This window comes from Chryseotalea sp. (genome assembly GCF_057350905.1).
The window spans coordinates 212,129-228,341 of the sequence record NZ_JBMRCF010000015.1 but is presented as its reverse complement, the minus strand read 5'-3'; the positions used below and the strand labels follow the sequence as shown (position 1 = coordinate 228,341).

Sequence of the window (16,213 nt, the reverse complement as noted above, 5' to 3'; positions counted from 1 at the left end):
ACCCTCAAACTTATGCCAAAGAATCTCTATGCAAAAATTTTTGCATCATTATTCATCCTACTTATGTCTGCTTGCTTTCAGGAAGATGAAGCCACCCATTATTCAACGGATGAAATACCTGGTAAAATTGTAGTACTCGGTAAAAAGTTGAAAAATCCCTATAAGCCATCAGTTATGAGAGAGGCTTTGAAAAATATCCGTACAGAGAAAGGTACTGATGCCGGAAACAGGGAATTGGTAGATCTTAATATTCGCACCACAACTTTATACATTAGGTTTTTACCTTCGGATTATGATCAGTATGATAATTTACTTGATAACAATTTAGGCGAGCTTTATCAGTATCCTTTGGATTACGAAATTCTAGTTGAGGGAGATTTTTATCATGATCCAACAATTCCTGCATCTAGTCCTACTTGGCAGTATGCAGCTATTGAAGTTGGACAACCACTACCTACCAATATCCGATATGAAGTTCTTGACGAGTTGTATTTACCCGAAGATGATTATGATATCCTTGAAAATGGAGTTATTAAAGAAATTTACAGGCCAACCATTGAAGCACTAGAAGAGGAAGCTCTTATTTTGACAGGAAATGGAAGCGAAAAGATAACATCGATCGCACGAACAATGAGTAGCTGGAGGCCGTCTGGACGAATTCAAATGTTTGATGATCGATTGAATAGGAACGTTCCTGTTGTGGGTGCCAAAGTTAATGCAAGAAGATGGTTCACAACTCATACGGGTTTTACAGATATTAATGGTAACTTTAGTTGCAACGGAACTTTTAGAAGACCAGCGAACTATAGTATAAAGTGGGAAAGGGATGACTGGGACATTCGAAGTGGAACTTTTGGTCAGGCAATTTTTAATGGACCGAAAATCGAAGGCTCATGGAACCTTACAATTAACGGAGGTATGTCACGGCTCTATGCAATAGTGCATGCAGCTTTAAATGACTATTATTACGGTGCTAGATTTAATCTTAAGTCACCCCCAAGGAATAGTTTTTGGAGATCAAAGATGAAAGTCTCAGTATATGACCAAGTTGAGGATGTTAACGGAACACACTGCAAAGATTGTCGTTTCGCTGGTATTCTACCGAGGTTAAGAATTTACAGCAACAACAGAACGGTAGATGAAATATACTCAACCACTATACATGAAATTGCACACGCTTCTCATTGGGAGCTTAGAAGAAACAATTGGAACGATACAGAAGGCAAAGTTAAGGAAAGTTGGGCACGAGGTGTCCAGCGTGAGATAACAAGACTTCGTTATAATAATTATGAACCTCAGTATTTTGGAGACTTGACAGGTGTTGTTCGGGATCTTCTTGATGGACTAGCGGGCACAGATCAAGTGCAAGGGTATACATTGAGACAGGTAGAAGATGTTTTGCCAGGTACGAGTAATTGGAATGATTGGAGAACTAAATTAAGAGATACATATGAAAACCCAACCGAAGGAAATCTTCAAGCTCTTTTTGATTCTTGGTAGCTTATCGCTGTATGGAGCGAGCTGCTCAGATAAAGACTTTAAGGTAGAGGCAGATTTTTATTACATAAATAATTCTGCTTTCGATATTGTGATTAGAAGATACAATGCTGAACAGGGTACAACCATGTCTCTCGTTGAAGAAATCGAAATCGCTTCAAACGAGGAATTTCTGATCAATGTTAACTCAGAAGGTTCAGAAAACGTTGCTTGTGAAACATTCAGACCTGTTATTGAATCCGATTCATTATCAATTGAGTATAGCAACGGAGTAATTACATCTTTTAAGCAACTGGATAATTCAAATGATAATCCATTACTCATTACTAATTATTCAACTAGAAAAATTGGCACGAATTACTGTGAGTTCAAATTTACAATAGAGTAAACTGTTTTAATTTAAATTAGAAAGTATAAGCAGGGGACGATGCCCCTGCTTTTATTTTTTAACTTAATTCAACCAAATAAGAAAATGCACAAAGCAATTATACCTTAATTTTCAGGTATTGTCCGTGACCTTACAACTTTTTATTTTTAACTCACTCGATGCAGTTGTCTTTAATCGGAAAGTGCAATATGTGTTTTATGTCACACACTCGTTAAGGTAGTAAGTGCTTTTTATTCTTTTACCTGAGTGTAGTTTAGGTATGAAATAGTATTGCAGCTATTTTTCATGATTTTCAGTTATTGATTAGTTATGTGTCATAGTGGAATGGTGGTTACTGTAAATGGAGATGAAAGAGTAACATACTCTCAAAAGGCAACAAAGATTAATGCCTATGCTGGTAGCGATATAGTTACTTTGGCTGCATCATCTTCAATCGGAGAATTTTATCATACAGAAATAAAAGAAGATAACTTTAGTATTTGGAAGAGTGAATTCGAGATACACAAGGAGTCAGAACTATCCTTACGACTTCCGGGAACGTCTTTTTTAGGAATATCATTTTCTATTTTGAATGATCTCAAAAGCAGGGTAGGCGGGCTGGGTGAATATACTATGTTCCAAAAACAGTTTAGTCTTGTCTATTTACCATCAATTGACGTGTCCTATAAATTTAGCACAGGAAAATATACACAATTTGGAGTAGACATCAATAAAGATTACCTGTGGCAAATAATTGATAACCCAAGTTTAGTTGTTGAATTATTTCAGAGTTCTGAATTTAAGACCCCACTCTTGTTGAATAGCCGACCAAGTTATGCTTCTGGAGAAATGATAGGCATTGTTGAAAATTTTATTTCAACCCTGTCAGAAGGATATTTAACTAAGCTATATGTACATGCTAAAATCCTTGACTTGATTAGGTTGAGCATTGAGCGCCTTAGTGGTCAAGTTTCAAGGGAGTCAATTCAGTTAACGGATCAGGAAATTTTGGCGATCAATAAGTCCTATTTATTTCTGACAAAGAATCTGAGCCAACATATTTCTCTTGATCAAGCAGCCGCAAATTTCGGTATTAAAAGAAATATATTATCCAAGGGCTATAAATCGCTTTATGGAATGGACTTAAGCGAGGTGATCTTTAAGGAAAGGATGCAACTGGCTTATAATTTATTGAAACATGATAAAAAATCTGTGAAGGAAGTCTCGAAGCTTACGGGCTACGGTAGTCAACAAAATTTATCCAATGCGTTTAAAAAGTATTTCGGCTATCCACCAAAAGTACTTTTGAAATCAGACAAGACTTCTTCGTTAAATGACTTTTAGGTATAGGAAACAGTAAGATTTTAAGGCTGAACCGTGTAATAAACACTTGAGTGGTTGCGTTGTTTAATTGGCAGATTGCTTGAATATGGGTGGGAGATATTTAGTAATTGTATTCTTATTTTTTAGTACAAAAAGTTTTTGCCAGAAGGAAGGTAATGTTTGGTTATTTGATCAAAACCTAGGGATTGATTTTGGTGACTCGCGGTTTCGTTCCTTCAATTCTACTGTTAATATCAACCAAGGCGGTGCAACTGCGACTATGTGTGATCCGTCTACTGGAAGACTTTTATTCTTTACCAATGGGCGAACCATATGGAATAATGCGTTAACTGTTATGCAAAATGGCACTGAACTTAACGGTGGTGTGAATACTGATCAGGCCGCCCTTATTGTTCCTATGCCTGGTTCAATAAATCGCTATTACATTTTTACCACAAAGTCTATCCATGACCCTTATCTCGGAGGAAGGGCTGGATTGTATTATTCAGTTGTTGATTTAACACTGGCAAACGGTCTAGGTGCAGTTACGAGCGCAAAGAATATAAGCCTTACGCAGAATTCATCAGATAAGTTGATTGCTATACCCCACGCCAATGAAAGAGATTATTGGTTAGTTACGCATGAAGGGGACAGCGATCGTTTTGTGGTATATGAGATCAATTTAAATGGAATTGGTTCACCACAGTTTTTTTCTTTTGGTATACCTTATGATCAATTTAAATCAAAGGGATGGCTTCAAGCCTCTCCAAATGGTAAAATGCTAGCATGTGCGGTTTCGAGTGACGGCTTCGAAAGAAACCCATTGGAGCTTTACGACTTTGATTCGGAAACAGGTATAATTTACAATCGTAGAGAATTAGGGCTTTACGCTGGTCTCTATGGTGTTTCATTTTCACCTGACAATACAAAACTATATTTCACTTTTTCAGACCAGCTCATTAACCGAACTGACAGATTTTGCCAATTTGATTTAACTATAGATGACATTGAGACTATAAAATCTTCCAGAACGGATATATATGCTTTACATGACCCTTTTCCTGATTTGATTTCAAATCAAAAGGACACTGTTAGCTTTGGTGTGTTACAATTGGCCCCAGATGGCAGACTTTATATGAAAGCAATAATTCCCTATACAAGCAACGAACAGGGTAGAAGCGAAGAGAAGCTTAAGATTTATTTTGTAGATCAGCCTAATAGGCCTGGTCTTTTGTGTAACCCCAAAGGAAGGGATTTTAATGCGTCTTTTACTTCACCGAATGGGTGGTCTTTCCCAAATTTAATGCCCCACTACTTTAATGGTCTACAGCCTATAAATAATGATGATGAGAATACTAGTTGTGACGAGAGCAATATTCTTGTTTATCCCAACCCAGTTTCTAATATTTTGAATATTGATTTTACTGGTGATTGTGGCAACTCTATTGAAGTACAAATATTTAATTCAATAGGCCAAGCTATGCTAGAGAAGCCGTTAACTGAAACCTTCTATAACATTGATTTGAGTTTGATTTCTAATGGTGTTTATTTTCTTGTTTTTAAAACTTCGAATGAGAAGTTCGTCAAGAAAATTGTAAAAATTTAAGCCAGTCTGAACTTTTTCAAACTGGCTTAATATTATTAAGGCTTGATAATTGATTTATCCGCCAATGAATTTGAAGTTAAAAGACCACAGGTTGAACTTGGGAAACATTGAGTTCCAACTCTAATAAATATTTGATCAGAGAAGTCATCACCTGTTAGCGTTTGAATAGTTATAGAGCCTGAATAGTTAGGAGGTCCAACATCTTGTCCTACTTGTGGAGGTATAGGGTTGCCAAAAACATTTACAGCGCCATCTGCAATTTTTAGGACAAATGTCACTGGAGCAGCAATACTTGCGCAGCCACTTCCCGAGGTTAAACATGAAAATGCTGTGGAAGTAACACGTACATAATAGGTAGTTCCTGGACTGAGTGATGTAGCAACAGTACCATTTGTATTGAGTAAAGTAATGGTCGCGTTATCCATGATGTTTTTAAGCCTCGTCTGATCACACGTGCATTGACCATTTGAAACGGTGGCGGCTAATGTCATTGCTAAAATGGCAATGACTGCAAAGGCATATTTTAGTTTGTACATAAATATTTAGTTTAGTGACGACTTTAAAAATAGTTGTGCTCGTTCTTTAACATACTCGCCCTTTTCACTCTTGAGAACAACAAAGACACTGAAGAAGGGATCAATATTAGGTTCATCAGTAGTTTTGATTCTTAATCTTGTTTTCTCGCTTAAATCTGAGAGGTTTGAGTATTCGTCCACTAAAATGAATCCATCGGTTTTTCTGAACTTAAAACTCGCAGGAACATCACTTTTTATTTCTAGTTCATACTCAGTATTGGGGGCTAACGGAGTTGAGGCAGGAATTAGATCTCCGTCCGTTGTGTAATACGAAACTTGCAGTTCTGTCTTGGTCTCAATTAATTTGAGATTTTCAAATTTAATTTCTTGACCCTTGTCATCCGTACAAGACGTTTGTCCGATTATCGCAACAATCAAGCTAAATGCTATAAGCGTTTTTCTCATATTAAAGTTATTTAAGGTTTCTTATTGTTTACAAGAGAAAGGCATTATCCTTGATGATCCTTTCGTGAAGTTGTTATTTAACTTCCTATCATATTCACCCCCTTTATTTAAGGAATGAATTTAGGTTTTGGTTTGTATGACTTTGATTTAAAAATGTATGCTTTTGTATTTTAACGACCAGGTGCTGTATGCATAGATGCTTAGCAAATGATGAAGCTGATTAGAAGTTGACTTGCGTTAAAAAAGTTATCTGAGTGAATTGATATTTTCATTAAGACTATAAGTAATCCGATAAGTTGTTATCTTTGAAAAGAAAGAGGCAGAGACAATTCCGCCTCTTGTATAATTCAAAGCTATGTTCTTAATCACTCAATTATTTTGCTTATCAATATAATTTGCCCAATCCTGCATCATCTTTTTTCGCTCTGCGATAAACTTTGAACGATCATATGCCCGATCCACACTGCTTTTAGGAACGTGAGCAAGTTGACGATCAATTACTTCATGCGAGTAATTAAGTTTTTCCTTTAATGTAGTCATTGCCAATGCGCGGAATCCATGTCCGGTCATTTTTCCCTTATAACCAAGACGGTCTAATGCCTTTAAGATGGTATTATTGCTCATTGATTTTCTAGGCTTAGATATACTTGGAAAAACAAGTTCATTTTTAGGGTTCAAAGCTTTGAGTTTTGATAGAATCATGATCACTTGTTCCGATAACGGAACAATATGTTCTTTCTTCATCTTCATGCGTTCCATAGGTACTACCCATTGTTTTTTTTCAAGATCAAACTCTTTCCAGTTTGCTTTAATCAATTCATTAGTGCGAACGAACGTTAACAAAAGCATTTTTATCGCTAGCGTGGTTTGTTCAAACATCTCAGTTTTATTTTTTTCTAATGCGGAAAGGAACTCCGGAATTTCATCCGGTTCAATGCATGCGAAAGGGGTAGAGGGTCTTGAGATTAAAGCCCCTCTTAAATTAGGAACAAAGTTTTGAGTGACACGCCCAGTTTGCACGGAAAAGCGCATGACCTGATCACAGAGTTGCTGACACCGCTTAGCCATCTCATAGGCTTTGCGTTCCTCAAGCTTTCGTAAGCAGTGTAATACCTCTGGTGCAGTAAGTTCAGCAACAGGGATACGCCCAATAAGCGGGAACAGGTTTGCTTCCATTCTGCGGAGAATTTCATCGGCATGCCGTTTTTTCCAACGTGGATAATTAATCTGATGCCACTCACGAGCAACGGACTCAAAGTCGTTTTTTGCCTGATGGAGAGCATTAATCTTATCACGCTTGCGCTGAAGAGCAGGATCAATGCCATCCATGATCGCTTTCTTTTCTTTGATAGACGCTTCACGTGCTTGAAGAATTGACACGTCCGGAAACGCGCCAAGAGAAATACGATTTTCCTTTCCGTGAATGCGATATTTCAGTCGCCAGTATTTCTTTCCGGAAGGCTTTACTTCCAGATAGAGGCCATCGCTGTCACTGATTTTGTAAGGCTTTGATTTTGGCTTTAGATTTTTGATTTCAATCGCTGTAAGTGCCATTTTATCATTCACTCCCAAATAGTTAAATCAACTCTGAGGACATCGGAGGCGGTGCCCCCAATCGTGCCCCCAAAATGGAAAGGCTAGGCTTGGATTACGTCAACTGACGGTGGAGTGATATACCAGATTAAGCAACTGAAATGGTGAAGTTTTTCCGACTTTACCAGGATTAACCGAAATGTCGTTGGAAACGTGAATGGCTCCTCGGGCAGTATGCTGAATTATCAAACAAAATTTTGAGGAGAAATAATTTTGTTCATTCAATTTTTTAGCGTGCCCCCAACGGTGTCCTTAGACAATTCGGATGTCGTTACTTTAACTGGCTATCATCCTAATATCGATACTATCAAATCACGCGCTTGTTGTCTACAAAAAAATGGCTCGGTTTTGAGTCGAGCCATTTTAAGATTTTAGTCTGGGAAATAACTGTTTTCTGGGTTTTCCAAAAGTTTTAAGATATCACTTTTGCGCCAGGCAGTAATGCGAGCTCCCAGCTTTATAGGTCGTGGGTATTTTTGAATACGAACGCCTTCCCACCATGTTGATTTACCAACAGGAAATAAACTTAAAATTTCAGGAAGACGCATATAGCCAAGTTGTGTTTCAGTTTCCATTTGATCACCTTCAACAGTGTTGGTTTGGGATGGCTTTAATCGCACAAGTAAAACTGATTCGGGGAAAATACTTCATTCGTTAAAGTTCTTTTGCGTCCCCCTGCGGGCCGGGCTTTCCGTTCCAAGTCCGGCCAACGCACAATGCCAACGCGCTTCGGGCTTTCCACTTCAATCCCTGGCCGTTGCGGGTCAATAAGCGCATTTAAGGCTTAGTCTCGTGTGCTTTCGATTATGTTTTTAGTCTTTAAAATTTCCCTGTCAGCTTTTCTTCCAAAGCTTTGTATTGCTCAAGGTGTTTATCAGGATTGCTTTCTTTTAGTTTCCGAAGATTTTGCAGTTTCCATTGCACCGCTGGAAAAGGTTCAAAATCATAGATACTCCAATCAGGAGTTACATTTTTGAAGCTCAGCAAGAATTTTTTATCATCAGGCGTGAGTGCTGCATGAATTGTTTTAACAAGATTGAGGCGTGTTCCCTCGTAATCTTCGTAACTAAAAGGTTCAAAACTCATCCCATCGAAATGATTGCGCATTGCAAGGCGTTGATCTTGAAAAATTGGCGTGATGACTTCGTTTATTGGGCGATCACTACCTAAAAGACAAAGTAGAAATCCTCGTCTAACCTCATCTGAGAAGCCTTCATTTTCTAAAAGATATTTGACATCGAATAAATCTCTCGGGTGTTGACGATCCAAAGCAGCGCAAATTTTACCGCCATAAAGCTGACCTAGTGGTACAACAGGAATTGAGCAAAACACATCAAACTCTTTCTGCGCTTTTGAACACAAGGCCATTTTCTGTGGGGCATCTAATGTTCCGCGCCCTACAAGATTGACTTCAATTTTGATTGCGGCCTCTTTTGTTCTAATGATTAGTTTGGCTAAATCTTCTTTGTGTTCAACTTGTACTTGCAAAACGATTGTTTCGACTCTTTTTTTGATGCTTTGCAGTGCTTTTGCTATACCAGCAAGAGATGTTTGTCTGTCTTCAATGGGCAGATAAGTGAGATCAATATCCACCGACAGACGTGGCATGTCACGCACGAACAAATTGATAGCCGTTCCGCCATGCAAAGCAAAACAGGGTTCTTTTGCAACTTCTGGCAAGACATCCAGAAGGAGTGCCACTTGTTTTTTATACAACTCTTCCATGCGCGGCCACTTTTTCGGGTACGGTTATTTGGTATTTTGGTATATAGACCCCGTCTTTGACCAGACTACGCTTTCCACTACCTAAATCAACAGTCTTAAGATTAAGATGCATCAGCCATTCATGTTTATATTTATCTGCCAAATACAAGAAAAGACGCTTTACTTTAACGGATTTGCATTGTTCAAGCAGTTCTTGCACCAATACGGGGCGCAGATTATTCATCCCTTCCATAAGCTCACAACATTCAAGTAAGTCTTGATGTGTGGGTGTGAGATATAAACACTCCATCAGTGCACGTGCTGGAGAAGATAGTTTGACTGAAAGATTCTTGAGTGTTGTCTCGGTTATTCCCAAATCCTGTGGCAAGAATGAAGATTGATGATAGTCTATCTTTACACCCCAATCTTTCTTGCGAAACCATGTTGGCAAGACTTCTTTTGGCTGACCGAATAATACAACACGTTTCTGCGCCAATTCTAAATAGTGGGCTTTGCCAAATGCAGAAAGGGCAGATCTCCCACCCAAATGGATCGAGAGTCCTTGTTGTTGCTGTAGGGCGTAAAGCGCACCTTCGTAGCCAACATTATCACCGTTGCGTATCATCGCTCCAGTGCCGATTGATTTAAGCCAGTTGCTTCGTTTATAGCGTTTCTGAAGATCAAGATTATAGCCGCGCTTCTCCAGCCATGAAGACAGAAGCACGACACCTATCGGCTGCAACTGTAGAAGTTGGTTTATTTTTGTATGTTTTTCAGTACTCATAGTACCAATATAGCTATTAATATAAACCAAGTCAATAAATTAGTTTATATTTTTATGATTTTAGGTACTATTAGTACCATTTTACAGATAAATATAAACCGAAAATGGCCAGCATCAGGGGGTAAGTACTCAAAAGCCAGTGGCGTCCCCTTGCGGGCCGGGCTTTACGTTCCAAGTCCGGCCAACGCACAATGCCAACGCGCTTCGGGCTTTCCACTTCAATCCCTGGCCGTTGCGGGTCATATCAACACGTTCAGTTTCTGAGTGATGAAATGGTTTAGCCAGTGTTATTACCTGTTACGCTCACTTAACCAATCAACAATTTTCGCCTTGCCATGCAATTCCCCGCTAAGAACAAAATTCTTGGTGGTGCATTCGCTTATCTAACAGGTTTGCGATCACTGTCACCATTACAAACAGAAAGGACGTGACATGATTTTAATGACCTCTGAACAACGGCAACAAATGTTGGAAAACGGAAAGCCTGAAAACTTTGGCAAGGATCACATACCTGTTATAAAACTATTCTTGCCAGGCACGGCTTGCACGTGGTTATTGACGGAACTCAATCCACAAGAACCAACAATTGCTTTTGGTCTATGCGATCTAGGCGTGGGATTTCCCGAACTTGGTTATGTTGATCTCGATGAACTCAACAGCATTCGCGTTCGCAACCTGTTTCGCGTTGAACGTGATTTGCAGTTCAAAGCAAAACATCCGATCAGCGTCTATGCCAAAGCCGCACGAAGAGAAAGTGCGATTACAGAAGATAGCGCGATACTAAATCAGTGTCTGACTCCAGATTGATCTTACGAAAAAGCCCCGCCAATTGTGCGGGGCTTTTTTGTCGGTTTTCGTTTGGATTGCCTTACGGATAATATAATTCTTGGGGAATTCTATTAAATAAAGTGCCTATTTGCTTAAATTAAAGTGTTTTAACACGAACCAGGACCTGCCTTTATCAATAGAAATGACCAAAAATATTCAAAATCTAAAATGGAGATATGCTGTTTTTCTTGGCCTGATTATCATCATGATATTAGTCAGTCAATTGATTATCCATTACGATCTTGAAAAACAAAATTCTGATGCAAATCTGATCAATTTGGCAGGACGCCAACGCATGCTGTCTCAAAGGATAGCCAAACTTACGCTATACATCCATTACGATATTAACGAAACCGGAACCGCTAACCCCGCAAGGCTGGATACCCTCTCAAGGACATTAGAAATATGGATATCAACACATAAAAAGCTGATACAAGAGAATGAGAATAATATACGGAGTGAAGCAATTGCCAGCTTGCTAGAAATGAACACACCAAACTTAAAACGCATGGCTTTGGCCTGTCAAACACTTATCGATAATCCAATTCAAAAAGTAGCAGATGATGCCGTTAAAATTGTTGTAGATAATGACGTGCCTTTTTTATTATTAATGGAGAAGACAGTTAAAACATACCAGAATGAAGCGGAGACAAAACTTGCTTACATAAAAAGAGTTGAATGGGTTTTGTCGGGGGTAACGATTCTCATCGTTGTCTTGGCATTCATTTTCATTTTTCTGCCATCGATAAACAAGATGATTGAATATAATAAAGCACTGTCAGAAGCTAATGCAGATTTAGTTGCCTCAGAAGAAGAAATCAGAACAAACTTGGAGCAAATAAGTGTACTGCAAACACAATTTGAATTAAGCGAGAAAAAATACCGAACGCTTATCGAAAATTCTCATGATCTCATAGCGGTGTTCGATATGGAAGGCAATTATACGTTTGTTTCTGATTCATCAAAGGAGATATTAGGCTATGAGCCTCATGAGTTAGTTGGAACGTTTGGTATGGGTTATGTTCATCCTGATGATCGCTTTCAATTGGTAGATGAACCCCTTCGTAGATTACTAAATGGCGAAAAAGTACTGAACCCTGAGTTTAGGCTAAGAAAGAAAGATGGAAGTTATATCTGGATTGAGGCGTATTCAATACCTGTTGTTGATGACAACGGTAAGATCATTGCGCTACAGACAGCAAACAGGGACATTACAGATCGAAAACGAATAGAGGATATCCTACGAAAAAGTGAAGAACGTTATCGACTTGTGTCAGAAAACTCACAAGATTTTATTGCATTACATAAACCCGATGGTACATATACATTCGTTTCACCATCAGTAAAAAGTTTGTTGGGTTACGAACCAAGCGAGCTATTGGGTCTATCAGGATTTGATTTAATTCATCCAGACGATTTTGAGCTTTTAGTTTCTCAATCACGGGATAAGGCTTTAAGTGGTGAGGTTGTGCTCAACACTCAATTTCGTATGAGAAAGAAAGATCAATCCTATATCTGGGTTGAAGCTTATACGAAGCCAATTACGGATGAGCATGGAGCTGTAATAGCCGTTCAAACTTCGGCACGTGATATTACACAGCGTAAAATATTTGAGAATAAAATAATTGAAGCCAAAGAAGAGTCAGAAAAAATATCCGCTCAACTGTCAGCACTTCTTTCAGATAAGAATGACTTAATTGGCATGTTTTCACACGATCTGAGGTCTCCCGTTAATCAAATTAAAGGTATGGTGGAACTTATCTCACTATCCTTAGATGATTCAGAGACGGTCAAGTATTGCCTATCAAAAATGGATGAGATCACAACCAAGCAGCTTAGTTTATTTGAAAGTATTCTGGCTATGTTAAAGACAGATCAACTCAGTACCCAGAAAGAGTTGTTTGAATTAATACCCTTAAACCAGCTTATTGAAACCTGTTCAAAGAATTTATCCAAAGAGGTGAGTGAAAAGAAACTGAATCTAATCATCAGTCTTGCGGAAGAAATGCACGTATTCGCGCACCCAACATTATTCTATCAAGCTATACATAATCTTTTATCGAATGCTATAAAGTTCACGCCAGTTGGCAATACCATACGGATTGTAATTTGGGACGATCCAACACACATTAAAATTGCTATTAAGGATGAAGGTATTGGATTTGAGCCTGGGAAGGCAGAACGACTTTTCGACCGTTTCACTCAAGAAAGCAGATTAGGAACAAATAATGAACGGTCTACTGGATTAGGATTATACCTTGTTCGCAAGATAATTCAGAATCATAACGGGTATGTCAATGCAGAGAGTGAGGGTATTGGCAAAGGAGCAGTCTTTACTGTGGCTATTAAAAAACAGGTCTAATTTATATCATGTTAGCGTTTGAGAAGCTGATCAATTTCTAAGTATTTCTCTTTGAGTAGAGATAATGCAAAGGAAGCTGCGGCAGCAGTGAAGACTGAATAATCAAAAGCTGATTTGATGCCAACCGTAAGTGACATGGCAAAAGCGAAGCTGAGTAAAAGTATACCACTTAGTTTGGCTACAAATTCCGTCTTAAATCCAAACAATAGGCAGAGCGCAAGAACGATTTCAGCAAGCGTTGCAAAACCCCCTATAGCAGGAATGAACGAATCCGGAAACCACGGATTGATAAACTTCGTGTAATCAATAAAATTTGCCCAATTTCCCCACACAGAATATTTTGCTCCCCACCAGCCAAAACGATCAGCTACGGCTGATAGAAAACTCAATGCTAATGCAAGTCGAAGAAATAATTTGATCATAATAGTCTTTATTTTCTATCCCAAATGTAGGCTAAACCCCTCAATTCTTCATTCATGGCAAAGTGAAATAAGTGTGCCGGAAGTGATTCGGATAATGAATTCTTACCAAGGTGAATCCCATTGTATGTATTGCGGACATAACCGGATACGGAGACACATACAATTGTAATGACATTGCATGCCATCGCATTCTTTGACATTAACAAAATTTCATTTTGGTTGACACTTTATTGCCCATGCCCGTATCAACACACCCCATGTTTATGAGAAATGACCAACATGGTTTTTCTCAGGGCATATCATTCATCACAACATGGAGTGTTACATGAACGTCAAAAAGGAACGGCCGGAATTACTCGACCGTAGAGAAGCAGCAGCCTATCTCAGGGTATCGCCTGGGACGTTGGCCGTATGGGATTGTACAAAGCGTTACGATCTCAAGCCCATCAAAGTAGGCCGTGCCGTGCGTTACGCGCGTCATCACCTCGATGAGTTTTTAGAGATCAAAATACGTCCCTAAAAAAAGAGGAGAAAGTTGTTCAAGAACTTTCCCCTCTCGAATTACCAATCCAACCATCCATTAAAAATCTGCGCGAACAGGAGCTTTCAATGAACATTGAACAGGCTAAGACCGTACCATTAACTGAAATTCTAAACAAGCTTGGAGTTAAGCAAAAACGCAAAACAGATACAGAATCCTGGTATCTGTCACCCTTGCGTGATGAGACAACAGCAAGCTTTAAGGTCACGCATGCCAAGAATATCTGGTATGATTTCGGGGAAGGCATAGGCGGAGATATTATCCGTTTTGCAACTACTTATCTGGAAAGACAAGGGGAGTCTTTCACGGTCTCCGATGCTTTACGCTGGATCGGAAATCTAAGCGGGGACATTCCACGCATTGTTCCGGTAGAAACACACGATGATGTGCAACATGAACCGAAGCTCAAGTTTCTGAGCAAGAAAGAAATCGAGCATCCGGCCTTAGAGAAATATCTCGAAAGCCGTGGCATACGGGTGGATGTTGCCAAACACTATCTGCAACAGGTGCGTGTGAAGAACAAAGAAACAGGAAATACTTTCTTTGCCCTTGGCTTATTGAACGAAGAGAATGGCTACGAGCTTCGCAATAACTTCTTCAAGGGGTGCGCGGGTAAAAAGGCTATCAGCGTTGTCCGTGGACGTGCTCCCAACCAAGAAGGGATTCACATATTCGAGGGCTTCATGGATTTCCTGTCAGTTGTGACCGAGTTGCCAGACGGCAAGCTTGATCATGATGCCATTGTTCTCAACTCGCTTTCCTGTCTGGGTCAGGCTTCGGCTTATATTCACAGGTTTGGCTACGCAAACTTGTGGACATGGATGGATAATGATGCAGCAGGGGAGAAGGCAAAGGCGAACATTGAGGCTTTTGTTGCCAATGAGCCAGGTCTTGTCCATCGCCCTATGAACGACACCTACAAGGGCTTTAAGGATGTGAATGACTGGCACGTTCACAACCTCAAGCCGCGCTTGGAGTAACCTACATGGAGCAGAGCATTGAACAGCTATTTAACATAGCAGAGGTTGATCTAATCTATCGCAGCAAAGTCAAAGCAGCCGATAGACTTCGCGTGACTACATCACGGGAATGCTATGCCATCCTGAAACAGGCATGGGATTGGAACAAGATCGACTTGCTGGAGCAGTTCAAAATCGTGCTACTCGATAGACGCAATTCCTGTATAGGCATTGCCGATATTGGAACGGGTGGTGTGACGGGTTGTGTTGCTGATCCTAAGATCATGTTCGCAATTGCCCTTAAGGCACGTGCAACAAGTCTTATATTGGCACACAATCATCCATCGGGGGCGTTAATGCCAAGTCAAGCAGACATTGACTTGACACGCAAAATGATGCAAGGAGGGAAGTATCTTGATATTGGGGTCGTGGATCATGTTATCATGACCTCAGAAAGCTATTACTCATTTGCTGATGAAGGCATGATGCCCAGTTAAAAAGCCAAGGCCACTGCTATACAAATGCAGTGGCCTTTTTCCCCGGCTAATAAATTTATCTCATGCTCAGAATAGTGTGCATAAAATCAATCAATTTTTCTTGTATTGCTCAACGATTAAGTCAAATCTTCCCTCTGTTACTAACTTGACTTCCTTGCACCTTTCTTGATCAGATTCGGCTGTAAATTCGAAAGTGCCAGCGAGTATACTTTTTGTTTTATCAAACTTTATTATTCGTAAGAAACCACTTGATATATTATCATAAATGCAAAGATTGCTAAGGTCTGATCCCTGATTATACTCAATCCAGAATTTATCGTCTTGTAAAAGATAATCCGTATTCTCCTTGATTTCAGTGATATCAAATAACTCGATCTTTATTCTTTGACTAGTCCTCACATTAACCGTAAATATTTGAAGGGTTGCCGTATCATTTTCATACATGATGCTGCTGGTAAGGGATCCGCCACTTGTTATTGAGCCAAAGGGTAAGAAAACGCTGCCGTTGACTTTACATCCAAAAGTATTTTTTCCCTCCATTGTTATGGGAGGAAGTTCCGGATCAGATTTGCATGAAATGCTACAAATACAGACAACGAAGTGTAAGGAAAAGGAGATTGCTTTAGTATAGCCGAGAGCCCGCATTCGGATCATTTAAGGATATTACAAATATACTTTTTCGAACTGTTTAAAGATAAAAAGCCAAGGCCACTGTTATACGGATACAGTGGCCTTTTTGAGCTAAGCATG

The 16,213-nt window shown here is 39.4% G+C and carries 18 protein-coding genes; 10 read left to right on the top strand and 8 right to left on the bottom strand.

The window, feature by feature from the left end; translation table 11 throughout:
- The first annotated feature begins 12 nt into the window (after positions 1-12).
- From ACO1XM_RS17370 to ACO1XM_RS17355, 4 genes are all read left to right on the top strand, one after another.
- Positions 13-1,500, top strand: a complete 1,488-nt coding sequence (locus ACO1XM_RS17370; RefSeq protein ID WP_486231327.1) for a hypothetical protein — start codon at positions 13-15, stop codon at positions 1,498-1,500.
- Positions 1,451-1,885, top strand: a complete 435-nt coding sequence (locus ACO1XM_RS17365; RefSeq protein WP_486231326.1) for a hypothetical protein — start codon at positions 1,451-1,453, stop codon at positions 1,883-1,885. The genes ACO1XM_RS17370 and ACO1XM_RS17365 overlap by 50 nt, the downstream gene beginning before the upstream one ends.
- A gap of 324 nt (positions 1,886-2,209) precedes the next feature.
- Entirely contained in the window at positions 2,210-3,208 is a 999-nt protein-coding gene (locus tag ACO1XM_RS17360) for a helix-turn-helix domain-containing protein (RefSeq protein ID WP_486231324.1), read from the top strand.
- Between the two features lie 85 nt (positions 3,209-3,293).
- Complete coding sequence (locus ACO1XM_RS17355; RefSeq protein ID WP_486231322.1) at positions 3,294-4,793, top strand: T9SS type A sorting domain-containing protein; 1,500 nt, start codon at positions 3,294-3,296, stop codon at positions 4,791-4,793.
- Between the two features lie 35 nt (positions 4,794-4,828).
- On the opposite strand, the gene ACO1XM_RS17350 is transcribed toward ACO1XM_RS17355, so the two are convergent.
- The 6 genes from ACO1XM_RS17350 to ACO1XM_RS17325 form a co-directional block, all read right to left on the bottom strand.
- Positions 4,829-5,329, bottom strand: a complete 501-nt coding sequence (locus ACO1XM_RS17350) for a hypothetical protein (protein WP_486231320.1) — start codon at positions 5,327-5,329, stop codon at positions 4,829-4,831.
- 6 nt (positions 5,330-5,335) lie between these two features.
- Positions 5,336-5,773, bottom strand: coding sequence for a hypothetical protein (locus tag ACO1XM_RS17345; protein WP_486231318.1), 438 nt, complete (start codon positions 5,771-5,773; stop codon positions 5,336-5,338).
- Positions 5,774-6,142: 369 nt separating this feature from the next.
- On the bottom strand, positions 6,143-7,339 hold the full coding sequence (locus ACO1XM_RS17340) for a tyrosine-type recombinase/integrase (RefSeq protein WP_486231316.1): 1,197 nt from the start codon (positions 7,337-7,339) through the stop codon (positions 6,143-6,145).
- Positions 7,340-7,737: 398 nt separating this feature from the next.
- Positions 7,738-7,941 carry a helix-turn-helix transcriptional regulator gene (locus ACO1XM_RS17335; protein ID WP_486231314.1) on the bottom strand — a complete coding sequence of 68 codons (204 nt, stop codon included), beginning with the start codon at positions 7,939-7,941 and terminating at the stop codon, positions 7,738-7,740.
- A 244-nt stretch (positions 7,942-8,185) separates the two neighbouring features.
- A complete protein-coding gene (locus tag ACO1XM_RS17330) occupies positions 8,186-9,091 on the bottom strand; it encodes a nucleotidyl transferase AbiEii/AbiGii toxin family protein (protein WP_486231312.1) in 906 nt (301 codons plus the stop codon).
- Positions 9,075-9,854: a type IV toxin-antitoxin system AbiEi family antitoxin gene (locus ACO1XM_RS17325; protein ID WP_486231310.1), complete on the bottom strand. Its 780-nt coding sequence runs from the start codon at positions 9,852-9,854 to the stop codon at positions 9,075-9,077. The genes ACO1XM_RS17330 and ACO1XM_RS17325 overlap by 17 nt, the downstream gene beginning before the upstream one ends.
- A gap of 54 nt (positions 9,855-9,908) precedes the next feature.
- Here ACO1XM_RS17325 and ACO1XM_RS17320 point away from each other — a divergent pair, with 54 nt between their 5' ends.
- The 3 genes from ACO1XM_RS17320 to ACO1XM_RS17310 all read left to right on the top strand — a co-directional run bounded on the left by ACO1XM_RS17320 (position 9,909) and on the right by ACO1XM_RS17310 (position 13,044).
- Positions 9,909-10,118 carry a hypothetical protein gene (locus tag ACO1XM_RS17320; RefSeq protein ID WP_486231308.1) on the top strand — a complete coding sequence of 70 codons (210 nt, stop codon included), beginning with the start codon at positions 9,909-9,911 and terminating at the stop codon, positions 10,116-10,118.
- A gap of 177 nt (positions 10,119-10,295) precedes the next feature.
- Entirely contained in the window at positions 10,296-10,661 is a 366-nt protein-coding gene (locus ACO1XM_RS17315) for a DUF2958 domain-containing protein (protein WP_486231306.1), read from the top strand.
- Positions 10,662-10,824: 163 nt separating this feature from the next.
- A complete protein-coding gene (locus ACO1XM_RS17310) occupies positions 10,825-13,044 on the top strand; it encodes a PAS domain S-box protein (protein ID WP_486231304.1) in 2,220 nt (739 codons plus the stop codon).
- A gap of 11 nt (positions 13,045-13,055) precedes the next feature.
- Here the strand turns inward: ACO1XM_RS17310 and ACO1XM_RS17305 are convergent, their stop codons facing one another.
- On the bottom strand, positions 13,056-13,466 hold the full coding sequence (locus ACO1XM_RS17305) for a DoxX family protein (protein WP_486231302.1): 411 nt from the start codon (positions 13,464-13,466) through the stop codon (positions 13,056-13,058).
- Between the two features lie 313 nt (positions 13,467-13,779).
- Between ACO1XM_RS17305 and ACO1XM_RS17300 the strand changes: the two genes are divergently transcribed.
- From ACO1XM_RS17300 to ACO1XM_RS17290, 3 genes are all read left to right on the top strand, one after another.
- A complete protein-coding gene (locus tag ACO1XM_RS17300; protein ID WP_486231300.1) occupies positions 13,780-13,986 on the top strand; it encodes a helix-turn-helix domain-containing protein in 207 nt (68 codons plus the stop codon).
- Between the two features lie 89 nt (positions 13,987-14,075).
- The gene (locus ACO1XM_RS17295) at positions 14,076-14,987 is read left to right on the top strand and encodes a toprim domain-containing protein (protein ID WP_486231298.1); all 912 of its coding nucleotides are present in this window, start codon (positions 14,076-14,078) and stop codon (positions 14,985-14,987) included.
- A gap of 5 nt (positions 14,988-14,992) precedes the next feature.
- Positions 14,993-15,463, top strand: a complete 471-nt coding sequence (locus ACO1XM_RS17290; protein WP_486231296.1) for a JAB domain-containing protein — start codon at positions 14,993-14,995, stop codon at positions 15,461-15,463.
- A gap of 90 nt (positions 15,464-15,553) precedes the next feature.
- On the opposite strand, the gene ACO1XM_RS17285 is transcribed toward ACO1XM_RS17290, so the two are convergent.
- Positions 15,554-16,108, bottom strand: coding sequence for a Riean_0653 family protein (locus tag ACO1XM_RS17285; protein ID WP_486231294.1), 555 nt, complete (start codon positions 16,106-16,108; stop codon positions 15,554-15,556).
- Positions 16,109-16,213 lie beyond the last annotated feature (105 nt).